This window comes from Saccharothrix luteola, assembly GCF_020859565.1.
Taxonomy (GTDB): domain Bacteria; phylum Actinomycetota; class Actinomycetes; order Mycobacteriales; family Pseudonocardiaceae; genus Actinosynnema; species Actinosynnema luteola.
In genome coordinates, this window is the sequence record NZ_JAJHUO010000001.1 from 304,728 (window position 1) to 316,781 (window position 12,054).

Consider the following 12,054-nt stretch of genomic DNA (forward strand, 5'->3'; position numbering starts at 1 on the left):
GCCCCCCCCGCGCGGCCCCCCCCCCCCCCCCCGCCCCCGCGCCGCGCCCGCCCCCGCCGGGCGGCGCGCCCCCCCGCTCGACTCAGTCTTGTTGCGGGCATGGCGAAGTCCCTCTTCTCGTCATTGGGAAGGGTTTGCGTCGTGCTACTGCGGCCTCATGCCATGAAGACGTGAGCGGACCACGGTTCCATGGCGATTCGGCCGTTCACGGCCGTCGGCTCGTCGACATTGGACAGCAGCAGGTCGGCAGTCGACCAACCGCCGTCCAGGGCGGCGGTTTGCGGTGTGCCGCTGAGGTTGGCCACGACGAGCAGCCGGTCGTCGTTCAGGGTGCGTTCGTAGGCGTAGAGGTAGGGTTCGTCGGCCAGGAGCATCCGGAAGTCGCCGCGGGCGATCACGGGGAGCGCGTGGCGCAGCTCGATGAGCCGTCGGTAGTGGTTGAAGACGGAGGTCGGGTCGTCGTACTGGGCGGCGGCGTTGAGCCAGGTGTGGTTCGGGTTGACCGCGATCCACGGTCGGCCGGTGGTGAAGCCGGCGTTGGGGGTGGCGTCCCACTGCACGGGGGTGCGGGCGTTGTCGCGGCCCATCGCGCGCAGGCCGCGCAGGACCGCTTCGGGGTCGGCGCCGGCGGCGACGGCTTGGCGGTAGTGGTTGAGCGACTCGACGTCGCGCATGTCGTCCACACCGGCGAACGGCGCGTTCGTCATGCCCAGCTCTTCGCCCTGGTAGACGTATGGCGTGCCGCGGTGCAGGTGGAGCACGGTGGCCAGCGCGGTGGCCGACTCGCGCCAGTACCTGCCGTCGTCACCGAAGCGGGAGACCGCGCGGGGCTGGTCGTGGTTGTTCCAGTAGAGGCTGTTCCAGCCGACCTCGCCCAGCGCGGTCTGCCACCGGCCCAGCGAGGCTTTGAGGTCTCGCAGGTCGAGCGGACGCGGGTCGAACTTGCCGCCGGGGCCGTGGTCGAGCGAGACGTGCTCGAACTGGAACACCATGTCCAGCTCCCGCCGTCGCGGGTCGGTGAACAGCCGGGCGTCCTCCCACGTGACGCCCGGCATCTCCCCCACGGTCAGCAACTCCCCCGACCGGCCCTCGAACACCTCGCGGTGCATCTCCTGGAGGAACTCGTGGATGCGCGGTCCCGTGCCGTAGTGCGGGAACCCGTCGCCGAGGCCTCCCGCGCCGGTGGTCGCCCCGTCGGGCAGGGCGGGGTCCTTGGAGATCAAGTTGATGACGTCCATCCGGAAGCCGTCGACGCCCCGGTCCAGCCACCACCGCATCATCGCGTAGACGGCCTCCCTGACCTCGGGGTTCTCCCAGTTCAGGTCCGGCTGCTCGGGTGCGAACAGGTGCAGGTAGTACTCGCCGGTCGTCTCGTCGAGGGTCCAGGTGGGGCCGGAGAAGAACGACTCCCAGTTGGTGGGCTCCGCGCCGGGCTCCCCGGCTTCGAACCCGTCCCGCGGTGGTCGCCACCAGTACCAGTCCCGCTTGGGGTTGTGCTTGGAGGAGCGGGACTCGACGAACCACGGGTGCTCGTCGGAGGTGTGGTTGACCACCAGGTCCATCACCAGCTTCATGCCGCGGGCGCGGGTCTCGGCGAGCAGGCGGTCGAAGTCGTCCAGCGTGCCGAACGCGGGGTCGATGGCCTGGTAGTCGGAGATGTCGTAGCCGTTGTCGGCGTGCGGGGAGGCGTAGACGGGCGACAACCAGATCACGTCGACGCCGAGCCGTTCGAGGTGGTCCAGCCTGGTGATCAGGCCGGGCAGGTCGCCGACGCCGTCGCCGTCGGAGTCGGCGAAGCTGCGCGGGTAGACCTGGTAGACCACGGCCGAGGTCCACCACGGGGCGGTGTCCACGGTGGTGGTCGCCGTCTGCTCGAGAGTCATGTACGTCCTTCGTGGGGTGTTATTTGACCGCGCCGAGGTTCACGCCGCGCATGAGCGTGCGTTGGAAGAGCAGGAAGAACACCAGTGCCGGCAGGATGCCCGCCAGCGACGCGGCGGCCAGTGCCGTGGGGTCGCTGGTGTACTGGCCGCTCAACGCGCCCAGCGCGACCGACACCGTTTGGTTGTCCGCCGAGGGCAGCAGCACCAGGGGCAGGAAGAAGTCGTTCCACGTCCAGATGAAGAAGAACGTCATCAGCACCGCCATGGTCGGCCTGGTCAGCGGCAGCACGACGAGCCGGAGCACCTGGAAGCGGGAGGCGCCGTCGAGCCTGGCGGCCTCCAGCACCTCCGGCGGGAAGGTGCCCAGCACCGAGGACAGCATGTAGGTGCCGAACGCGCTCTGGAGCACGGCCAGGATGATGATGACGCCGGTCATGGTGTCGTAGAGCCCGAGGTCGCGGGTGAGCACGAACAGCGGGTACACCAAGGCTTCCTGCGGGATGGTGAACGCGAGCATGAACAGCGCCAGGATCCACACCCGCCCGCGGATGCGGCCGATGCCGATGGCGAAAGCGGACAGCAGGCTCAGCGCGACCGCGATCAGGGCGACGCTGCCGCTGATCACCACGCTGTTGAGCAGCTTGCGGTTGAAGTCGACGCCGACCCAGAAGTCGACCAGCGCGGAGAGGTCCAGCTCGGCGGGCAGCGAGACCGGCCCGTTGGCGATGTAGTCGGGCGCGGGCTTGAACGCGTTGATGATCGCGATCCAGAACGGGAACAGCATCAGCAGACCGACACCGGCGACCAGGGCGAGCACCACCCAGCCGCTGACACCGCGCTTGCGGCGCTTGACCCGGCGCACGGGGGGCTCGGACGGGGGCGTCACGGTCACGGCCGGCTTCTCCAGGCTATCCACGGCCATCTTCGAACCCTTCGGAGTTGCGGGTCTGGTAGCGCAGCAGCGCGACCGCGACGACCGAGATCATCAGCGCCAGCACGGAGGCCACCGCGGCGCCGTAGCCGACCTTGGTGGTGGTGAAGAAGTTGGAGAACGAGAAGTAGGCGGGCACGATCGTGCTGGTGCCGGGACCGCCGCGGGTGAGCACGAAGATCGGCGCGAACACCTTCAGCGCGGCCACCGACGTGGTGATCAGCACGACCGCGATCTCCGGCCGGAGCTGGTTGAGCGTGATGGTGCGGAACTGCTGGAACCAGGTCGCGCCGTCCAGCTCGGCGGCTTCGTACAGCGCCGGGTCGACCCGGGACAGCCCGGCCATGAACACGACCACGGTGTAGCCGATCTGGAGCCAGACCAGGACGTTCATCACCGCGTAGATGGCCAGGTCGGAGTCGCCGAGCCAGTTCCGCGCCAGGCCGTCGAGCCCGAGGTCGCGCAGGGTGGTGTTGATGATCCCGTACTGGGGTTGGTACATCCACTTCCACAGCACGCCCGCGACCGCGATGGGCAGGATCTGCGGCAGGTAGTAGGTGGCGCGCAGGAAGCTCGCGACCTTCGACCCGAACTTCGGCGAGATGTAGTTGAACAACACGGCCGCCACCACCACCCCGATGGCGGTCGGGAGGATCGCCATGGCCACGATGAACGCCACGCTGTGCCGGAACGACGCCCAGAACAGCGGGTCGCCCAGCAGCCGCTGGTAGTTCTCGAACCCGATGAACACCGGGTCACCGACACCCCGGAAGGAGGTGAGGCTGTACCAGAGGTTCATCCCGAAGGGCACGGCGACGACGGCGAGGAAACCGAGGGCGCCGGGCAGGACGTACCACCAGTAGCCGCCGCGGCGTTCGGACGTGCTCCTGCGCCGCACGGCGGTGAGCGAGGACATGGCGATCCCTTCCCGGGCGGTTACGCGGTCGGCTTGCCGGCGTCGTAGGCGGTCTTGATCGCCTCGACCACCTGGTGCGGGGGCGGGGCGCCCCCCCCCCCCCCCCTGGGGTTGGCCCGCAGCCCCTCGTTAAGCCCCGCCCCCCCCCCCGCCCGGTGCGGTGACGCGTCACCGCCGACGAGGTCCGTGGTGTTGGCCAGCAGCACGTCGTTCAGCCCGGCCACCGGCCAGTCCGGGTACAGCGCGAGCCCGCCGCGGTCGCCGGACAGCAGCTCGGTGAACCGGTCGCCCACCAGCAGCCCCATCGCCGAGCTGGCCGAGCCCGGCTCCGCCGCCACCGGCACACCGCCCTTGTCGGCCAGGAAGTTCTGCACCTCGGGCCGTTGGGTGATCTCCAGGAAGTCGTAGGCGAGGTCCTTGTTCTTGGCCTTCGCGGGCACGACCCACAGGTTGCCGCCCGAGCCGGGGTGCAGTTCGTTGCCGGGGAACAGGAACTGGCCGGTCTTGAACGTGGGCTGCTCGGCGAACTGGCCGGACCACCAGGTGCCGGAGACGAACATCGGGTACTGGCCGGCGATGAACGCGTTGCCGGCGTCCTGGGCGGGGATGCCGGTGGAGTCGGTGCTGATGTACTTGCGCTCCACCCACTGGCGCATGGTGGTGGCGGCCTTCTCCCACGCCGACCAGTCGACGTCACCCTCGAACCGCTGGTAGGCGGCCAGGGACTGCTCGTCCATGTGGGCCAAAGCCAGCGAGTACAGCAGGTGCGGGCCGGGGTAGTCGGCGGAGCCGAGCGCGAGCGGCGTGACGCCCTTGTCGGAGAAGGTCTTCAGCGCGTTCTCGAACTCGGCCAGGGTGGTCGGCACCTGCACGTTGTGCTGGGCGAACAGGTCCTGGTTGTACCAGACGCCGACGTACTCGCCGTAGTTCGTGATCCCGTACCGCTTGCCCGATCCCATGAGCCCGTTGTCGTCGTAGAGGCCGACGTCCTGGGCGGTGTTGTCGAGCTTCCAGCCCCGGGTCTTGGCGACCTCGGTCAGGTCGCTGAGCAGACCCGCCTTGGCCACGACGCCGGCGGTGGCGTTGCCCTTGAGGTACTCCAGCACGTCGGGGGTGTCATTGGAGTCGAGGATGAGCTGGCCGGACTGCTGCATCTGCTCGTAGGTCTTGAGCTCCTGCTTCACCGTGACGCCGGGGTGCTCCTTCTCGAAGATCGAGACGGCCTGCTTCCAGGCGGCCGACAGCGCGCTGTCGTCGGTCTCCCACCACCACACCTTGAGCGTGTTCGGGTCACCGGAGTCACCTCCGCTCGAACACCCGGTCATCACCAGCGCCAAGGCGGCGGCCACCGCGGTGGCCAGCCGTAGGGGGTGCTTGCGCATGTCGATCCTCCAGAGTCGCGACGGCGGCGTCGCCTACCGAGGTTTTCTTTGTCGCAACATTAAGGGTGACGCCACTGTAACGCGTCAACCCGCAGCTAGTCACGTTTTCGTCACGCCAGAGGTCTTGCCAGGTAGTTTCGCGGCGGTACTATTGCGGTCCGGTTACCCCCGACCTCGACGAGGAGCGCACGGTGCTCGACGCCGCCTCACCCTGGGCACCCCTGCTGCCCTCCGCCCGCCGCGTGACGCTGGAGGTGCTGCTCCACGGCCCGCTGGCCCGGTCGGAGCTGGCGGATCGGTTGGGCCTGTCCACGGCGAGCCTGACCCGGCTGACCAAGCCCTTGATGGACGCCGGCCTGCTGCGCGAGGTCGCCACGCCGAACCCGCGCGGCGGCGGGCGACCACTGCAACCGCTGGACGTCGACCCGGACGTGCAGCGGTTCATCGGCATCAAGCTGGCCGGGTTCCGCGCCTACGGCGTGCTGACCGACCTGCGCGCGGACATCCTCGGCAGCGCCACCGTCGAGATCACCGACCAGAGCCCGGAAGCGGTCGTGTCCAGGATCGCCGAACTGGTGGACACCCTGGACGACCGGGCACGCCCGGTCGCGGCGATCGGCATCGGCATCGGCGGTGTGGTCCGCGACTTCACCCGCGTGCAGCGGGCGGTGTTCCTGCACTGGGGAGAGGTCGACCTGGGTGCGGCGGTCGCCGGGGCGACCGGCAGGCCGACCGTGGTGTCCAACGACCTCGACGCCCTGCTGGAGGCCGAGCACTGGTTCGGCGACGGCCGGGACGTGCAGAGCTTCGCCGTGCTCACCATCGGCGCCGGTGTCGGCGGCGGGCTCGTGATCCACGACCACCTCGTCAGCGGTCCGGACTCGGGCCTGGGCCTGCTCGGGCACTTCCCCGTCGACCCCCTCGGCCCGGCCTGCCCGGAGGGGCACCGGGGCTGCGTGAAATCCCTGCTCACCACCGACGCCATCCGGTCGCAGGCCGCCCTGACGCTGGGCCGGCCCGTCACGTACGACGAGGTGCTCGACCTCGCCGAAGCCGGGAACCAGGTCGCCGACCAGCTCGTCGGCCGCGCCGCGCACGCGTTCGGCACGCTGATCGCGGCCGTCGCCAACATCGCCCAACCCGAGCGGATCATCCTCACCGGAGAGGGCATCCGCCTCGCCCAGGTCGCCGAGTCACGCGTGCGGGCGGGCATCGCCCAGGCCCGGCACGCCGAGGCCTCCCCCATCGACCTGCGCTTCATCACCGACGACCCGACGCTCTGGGCCCGGGGCGCCTCCGCCGTGGCCATCCAGCGCACCGTGCTCGCCACGCTGCCCCTGCGCACCACTTGACCCCATCGCACGAGCCCTTCCCGCGGCGGTAGCAGCCGTGACGCTGGTGCTTCTGCTGGTGGTCGGGGAACAAGGTGATGAAGTACTCGCTCCAGCCACCCATGCGGACGCGCAGCCAGGTGATGGTGAGCAGGTTGGAACCGGTGCCGCGGGCGAACTCCTCGATGACCTCCACGAGGGCTTCGATGCGGCCGGCGCCCACCGTCGAGTCGATGAACGGCTCGGCCACGGACTCGCCCCAGTCGCACATCAGGGGCTCGACCAGTTCGGGCAGCGAGGTGGCGGCGGTGGGGTCGTAGACGAGGTGCTTGATCGCCAGAAGTGAGTTGATGGCGTTGGGCAGGGGCGATCAGGCCGGGTTCGAATCCCGCGAATGCGCCTGCGGACGCGCGCGTCTTGGCCTTGGATGGACCGAGACCCGCGTGGCCCGTGCCGGTGGGGGGACCGGGAAGGCGGTCTTGCGTTGATCATGCTTCGGCTCACGCCTGCCCCGCTGCGGGATCCCGCTTTTCGCCGGTACTTCACCGCGCGATCGTTCTCCCACCTCGGCGACGGCCTGATCTCGATCGCCCTGCTCTTCGGCGCCCTGCGCCTGGGCGCCTCCCCCACCGAGATCGGGTTGCTGCTGCTGGCGAGTCGACTGCCGGTCGTGGTGTTCACGGTCCTCGGCGGGGTGATCGGTGACCTCGTGTCCCGACGCGCGGTGATGCTCATCGCCGATGTCGTCCGTTGCGGCACCCAAGGGCTCACCGCGGTCCTGCTGCTGACCGGCGTCGGCACCCTGTGGCACCTCGCCGTGCTCCAGGCAGTGGCCGGCACGGCGACCGCGTTCTTCAACCCCGCCGCGGCCGGCCTGGTCGTCGACGTGGTGCCCGAAGAGCACAGGCACCAGGCCAACGCGCTCCTCACGGCCACCCAGAACGTGGCCATCCTCGTCGCGCCGGTGATCTCCGCGATCCTCGTGGCCACCGTCGGCGCGGGCGCCTCGTTCGCGGTGGACGCCGGCACGTTCGTCATCAGCGCCGTGGCGCTGATGATGCTGCGAGTCCCCGACCGTCCCGTGCACCAACGCCCGGGGATGCTCGACGCCGTGCGCCACGGGTGGCGCGATTTCCGCTCGCGGCCGTGGTTGCAGGCGACCACGATCCAGGTCGCCGTCATCAACGGCGCCTGCATCTCACCGTTCCTCGTCTTGGGGCCGATCATCACCGACGAGCGCCTCGGAGGACCGCTGTCCTGGGCCTTCATCGGCAACGGCTACGCCGCCGGCGCCTTGGTCGGCAGCGCCATCGCGATGCGGTGGCATCCCCGCCGTCCCCTGCGGGTAGCCGTCACCATCCCCGTCGCGCTGGCACCGCTCCTCGTCCTGCTCGCCGCCGGCGCCCCGGTGTTCCTGCTGGCCGCCGCAGCCGTACCGGCCGGCATCCAGTCCGCCATCTACGCGGTGCTGACCGACACCGCGCGGCAGACGCACGTGCCTCCCGACCTGGTAGCGCGCGCCACCGGCTTCTCGACCGTCGTCGGTCTGGCCGCGGCCCCCGTCGGGATGGCCGTCGCCGGCCCCGCCGCCGAGCGAATCGGTTCCGGCACCGTCCTGGTGATCGGCGCGGTCATCGCCGTCGTGAGCGTCCCGCTGGCACTCGCCGTTCGCGCGGTCCGCGACCTGCCCGCGCGACCGGAGTCCGCCCCGGCTCCGGACGGCGAGCCGGCGATCGCGGGGCACGGCTAGACGGGTCGCCCCGGCTCGGCATTCCGCGGACTCACCGTTCCGCGGCCGTCACCGGGTCAAGCGCAGGAAGGTGGTGACGGTGGTGCCGCGGGCGCCGGTGTGGGTGCGCACGAGGTCGGCGAGTTGGTTGACCAGCAGGAGGCCGCGGCCCCCGTGCTGGCCCGGTTCGGGTGGTCGACGACCGGCCAGGGGGTCGGCCAGGTGTCCGTGGTCCTCGACCGCGAAGACCAAGTGCTCCTCGTCGCGCCAGATCCGCACCCGGCACCCGGCGCCGGTGTGTCGGAGGCTGTTGACCACCAGCTCGGTGGCGATGAGTTCGAGGTCGGCCGTCCGGTCGGCGTCCAGTCCCGACAGCCGCGCTTGGTCGGCGACGAGCCTACGGACGTCGCGGAGCCCGTTGGTGGTCGTGACGGGGAGGTCGACGGCGTCCGGGGCGACTGTCAGCGGCTGGTTGTAGCGGTCCACCACGACGTCGGGAGCGTAGTGGTCGCTGTCGTAGCGGCCGGTGGCGTCCCACACCGTGGGGTGGGTGGCCAGGGCGTCGGTGAGCACGTGGTCGTCGAGGGCGCGGGTGTCGTAGGGACAGACGATCGTGACGTCGCGTCCGGCGAAGGCCGGGTTGATCAGCGCTTCGTGCTGTGCGCAGGCGGGGTACTCGAGCTCGGTGCGGCCGGCCCAGATCGGCTCGCCGACGATGCGCACGTGCCCGGAGCGGTGGGCGTCGGCGAAGCGTCGCAGCACGGTCGCGATGATCCGGCCGGGGTTGCGGCCGGCCACTTCCATGTCCAGCATCAGCACGTTGTCCGCGGCTGCGCCCAGGGCATCGCGCAACAGCCTCAGCCTCGCACCGGGTACCGCCACGGCGGCGGGTTGCGCTTCGGCCAGCCCCTCGGTGAGGAAGGGCACGAGTGCGCCCAGGTACTCCTCGTCGGAGCCGTAGAACAAGGCCGGGTGGACGAACCCACCTGGCGACGGCACGACCGGGGCGGTCACGCGACTTGGTCCACGCGTACGTCGCGGAGCTCGAGCAGCTCCACGAGGCGGCCCAGTCCCGGCCAGGAGGCCCGGATCGCCAGGGACGCGCCGCGGTGGGCGGCGTGGTCGGCCAGGCGCAGCAGACCGCCGTGGTCGAGGAAGGTCAACCCGGTGGCGTCGAGCACCAGCTCTCCGTCCCGAACGCGCAGGTCGACGCGGTCCAGCGCTTGGGCGAACAGGGCACCGGTGGCCGTGTCCACCTCGCCGCCCAGAGCGGTGACGTGATCGCCCGCGGCGTGCAGTCGGAAACCGGGCCACTGCGCGTTGGTGTTCGGGTGCAGGCACGCCAGCTGGGCGAAAGCCGAGTCGCCGACCTCGCCGACGGAGTAGGCGCACATCGCGGAGAACGGGTGGTCGGCCATGTAGTGGTCCATCAGGTGCTCGTAGCGGGTGAAGGCGGCGAGCTGCCGCGGGGTGCGGACCAGCGGGGTGGCCTCGGCCACCACCCGCAGCCCGGCGAACCCGTCGGCCACGGCGGCGTCGGTGGCCGCGGCGTAGGCACGCACCTGCGCCTCGGGCTCGACCACCGCGTCGATCGCGTACGTCGCGTCCACCGAGGCGACCTGGGCCGCGCCCTCCCGCAACGCCCGGTCGAGGCCGTCGATGCCCCGCAGGTCCTCCACCAGCGCTTCAGCATCCCCGGAGGCCACGTAGCAGACGCGGTAACCCTGCTCCAGCCCGTCGGCCAGGAACTCGCGGGCGCGAGCCCGGAACTCCCGCACGTCGTCGTAGCGCCAACACACGTGGTCGTGTACCCCCAACCCACGTGTGTCATCCACGAACCCAGACCTGCGCATCGCCCCAATGCTACCGACCCGGCCCTCGAAGGCCACACCGGTCACCCCTGCGTATGACGACCCGCCACTCGGATGCCCGTGGCACTCGGCCAGGGCGACGGCGGGATCACCGGCAGGTTCTTCGCCAGACGTCCAGGCCGTTGGGTTCGGGGCAGTCGGGATGGTGCTCGTTGATCTCCGGAACGGAGCCGTCTCCGCCGCCTCGGCCGCGGCGCGCCGGAGCGCCACCGAGATCATTCGAATCGCCCAGACCCGGGGACCACGCCACGCCCTACCTGCGCAGGGTCCTGGCCGAGGTCTTCGGCCTCGACCTGCACGTCGCCGAGGCGGAGTTGACCCACGCGTTCTGGAGCCCGGAGATGGCGTCGCTGCGAGGGCTGGCCGAAGAGTCGTCGAAGACGGGGCAGGAACGGGCCGCCGAGCACGGGCTGCGCGTCGCCCGGCTGATCAGCGCCTGACCACCCTGGGGATCGCCTGGCCAGCGTTCCGCCGACGCGCCACTGGCATCAGCGCAGGGTCGAGCCGCCGGCCAGGTCGAGCAACGACAGCTCGGACCTGGACGGCAGGCCCTCCCAGTCGCCGGTCGTCATGACCGCGAAGGCGCCCGTGGTGTTGCCCCTGGCCAGGCACTCGGCCGGGGGCAGCCCGTCGAGCAGGCCGGACAGGTACCCGGCGGTGAACGCGTCACCCGCCCCGACCGGGTCCACGGCTCGCACCCGGTGGGCGGGTGCGGACCACGTGCCGCCGTCGACACGCACCCGGGCCCCGTCGGCGCCCAGTTTCGTGACGACGTGGCCGGCGGCGTGGTCACCGCCCACGAGGTCGATCTCCTCCGGTGAGCCGATCAGCACCGACGCCCGACGCGCCAACGGGGTGAGGACCCGCGACGCCTCGTCTGCCGACCACAGGCGGCTTCGGTAGTTGACGTCGAAGGACACCAGCCCGCCCTGGTCCAGCACGTGGTCGACGGCGGCGTGCGCGGCGGCCAGCGGGCCGGGACCGAGGGCGGGGGTGATGCCGGTGACGTGCAGCAGCCGGGTGCCGCCGGTCAGGCCGGTGAGCGCGTCCTGTTCGGTCAGGCGCGATCCGGCGGAGCCACTGCGGTGGTAGATCACGCGGGTCACGTCGGGTGTGCGCTGTTCGAACAGGATGAGGCCCGTGGGTGCGCCTTCGTCGCGGGCAACCGCGGACGTGTCGACTCCTTCGGCCCTCAACGTGCGCAGCACCAGCTCACCCGGCTCGTCGTTCCCGACGCGACCCACCCAGCGGGCGGAGTGGCCGAGGCGGGACAGTCCGATGGCGACGGTGCTCTCCGCCCCGGCGATGGAGGTGGTGGCCGTGGCGCCCGAGCGCCACGTGCCGGTGGACCTCAACGACATCATGGTCTCGCCGAGGACGACGACGTCGATCACGGCCGGACCGCCTGGTCGACGAACGCGCGGACGCGACGGGCCAGGTCGACCGGATCTCCCCCGTCGGGTGCGTCGCCGGTGAGGGGTGAGCCGACACCGACCGCGAGCGCGCCCGCGGCGAGGTACCGCCGCACGTCGTCGGCTCCGATGCCACCCACCGGGACGAGCGGGATGTCGGGGAAGGGGGCGCGCAGCGCGGTGATGTGCCCGGGTCCGAGCGAGGAGGCCGGGAAGATCTTGACTGCGGTGGCTCCGGCGCGGTGCGCGGCGAGCACTTCCGAGGGGGTGAGCGCGCCCGCGAGCACCGGCAGGCCCAGTTCCACCGATGCCGTCACCCCCTCCCCCAGCGCCGGGGTGACGGTGAAGCTCGCGCCCGCGTCGCGGGCGTCGCGGGCGTCGGCGGCGGTCAGGACGGTGCCCGCGCCGACCTGCACGCCCGACGCGGCTACGCGTTCGATGACCTTGAGCGCGTCGGTCGACGTGAGGGACACCTCCAGCAAGGAGATGCCGTTGTCCACCAGCACGGCAGCGGTGCGCACGCACGCCGCCGGGTCGGTGCCGCGGATGACGGCCACGAGGCGGTGTGCGGTCAGGGCTTCGATCAGGGTCATGCTGGT

12 protein-coding genes are annotated in these 12,054 nt (G+C 71.0%); 4 read left to right on the plus strand and 8 right to left on the minus strand.

Annotated features, from left to right (window positions below; translation table 11 throughout):
- Positions 1–155 precede the first annotated feature (155 nt).
- The 4 genes from LNK82_RS01185 to LNK82_RS01200 are packed head-to-tail and all read right to left on the minus strand — an operon-like array spanning position 156 to position 5,112.
- The gene (locus LNK82_RS01185; RefSeq protein WP_230564996.1) at positions 156–1,883 is read right to left on the minus strand and encodes a glycoside hydrolase family 13 protein; all 1,728 of its coding nucleotides are present in this window, start codon (positions 1,881–1,883) and stop codon (positions 156–158) included.
- Positions 1,884–1,902: 19 nt separating this feature from the next.
- On the minus strand, positions 1,903–2,805 hold the full coding sequence (locus LNK82_RS01190) for a carbohydrate ABC transporter permease (RefSeq protein ID WP_230564997.1): 903 nt from the start codon (positions 2,803–2,805) through the stop codon (positions 1,903–1,905).
- A complete protein-coding gene (locus tag LNK82_RS01195) occupies positions 2,792–3,730 on the minus strand; it encodes a carbohydrate ABC transporter permease (RefSeq protein ID WP_230564998.1) in 939 nt (312 codons plus the stop codon). The genes LNK82_RS01190 and LNK82_RS01195 overlap by 14 nt, the downstream gene beginning before the upstream one ends.
- A gap of 20 nt (positions 3,731–3,750) precedes the next feature.
- Complete coding sequence (locus LNK82_RS01200) at positions 3,751–5,112, minus strand: ABC transporter substrate-binding protein (RefSeq protein WP_230564999.1); 1,362 nt, start codon at positions 5,110–5,112, stop codon at positions 3,751–3,753.
- A 191-nt stretch (positions 5,113–5,303) separates the two neighbouring features.
- Between LNK82_RS01200 and LNK82_RS01205 the strand changes: the two genes are divergently transcribed.
- From LNK82_RS01205 to LNK82_RS01215, 3 genes are all read left to right on the plus strand, one after another.
- Entirely contained in the window at positions 5,304–6,464 is a 1,161-nt protein-coding gene (locus LNK82_RS01205; protein WP_230565000.1) for an ROK family transcriptional regulator, read from the plus strand.
- A gap of 37 nt (positions 6,465–6,501) precedes the next feature.
- Entirely contained in the window at positions 6,502–6,789 is a 288-nt protein-coding gene (locus LNK82_RS48185) for a hypothetical protein (protein WP_230565001.1), read from the plus strand.
- Positions 6,790–6,933: 144 nt separating this feature from the next.
- Positions 6,934–8,193 (plus strand): MFS transporter, encoded by a 1,260-nt coding sequence (locus LNK82_RS01215; RefSeq protein WP_230565133.1) that lies wholly within the window; start codon positions 6,934–6,936, stop codon positions 8,191–8,193.
- Positions 8,194–8,241: 48 nt separating this feature from the next.
- Here the strand turns inward: LNK82_RS01215 and LNK82_RS01220 are convergent, their stop codons facing one another.
- Together LNK82_RS01220 and LNK82_RS01225 are read right to left on the minus strand one after the other, a co-directional pair.
- Positions 8,242–9,186, minus strand: coding sequence for an anti-sigma factor RsbA family regulatory protein (locus LNK82_RS01220; protein WP_230565002.1), 945 nt, complete (start codon positions 9,184–9,186; stop codon positions 8,242–8,244).
- Positions 9,183–10,007: an MEDS and STAS domain-containing protein gene (locus LNK82_RS01225; protein WP_230565003.1), complete on the minus strand. Its 825-nt coding sequence runs from the start codon at positions 10,005–10,007 to the stop codon at positions 9,183–9,185. The genes LNK82_RS01220 and LNK82_RS01225 overlap by 4 nt, the downstream gene beginning before the upstream one ends.
- 188 nt (positions 10,008–10,195) lie before the next feature.
- Between LNK82_RS01225 and LNK82_RS01230 the strand changes: the two genes are divergently transcribed.
- The gene (locus tag LNK82_RS01230; RefSeq protein ID WP_230565004.1) at positions 10,196–10,483 is read left to right on the plus strand and encodes a hypothetical protein; all 288 of its coding nucleotides are present in this window, start codon (positions 10,196–10,198) and stop codon (positions 10,481–10,483) included.
- 48 nt (positions 10,484–10,531) lie between these two features.
- On the opposite strand, the gene LNK82_RS01235 is transcribed toward LNK82_RS01230, so the two are convergent.
- Positions 10,532–11,437: a sugar kinase gene (locus tag LNK82_RS01235; RefSeq protein ID WP_230565005.1), complete on the minus strand. Its 906-nt coding sequence runs from the start codon at positions 11,435–11,437 to the stop codon at positions 10,532–10,534.
- Complete coding sequence (locus LNK82_RS01240; RefSeq protein WP_230565006.1) at positions 11,434–12,048, minus strand: bifunctional 4-hydroxy-2-oxoglutarate aldolase/2-dehydro-3-deoxy-phosphogluconate aldolase; 615 nt, start codon at positions 12,046–12,048, stop codon at positions 11,434–11,436. Before LNK82_RS01240 ends, LNK82_RS01235 begins: the two co-directional genes overlap by 4 nt.
- Between the last annotated feature and the right edge of the window lie 6 nt (positions 12,049–12,054).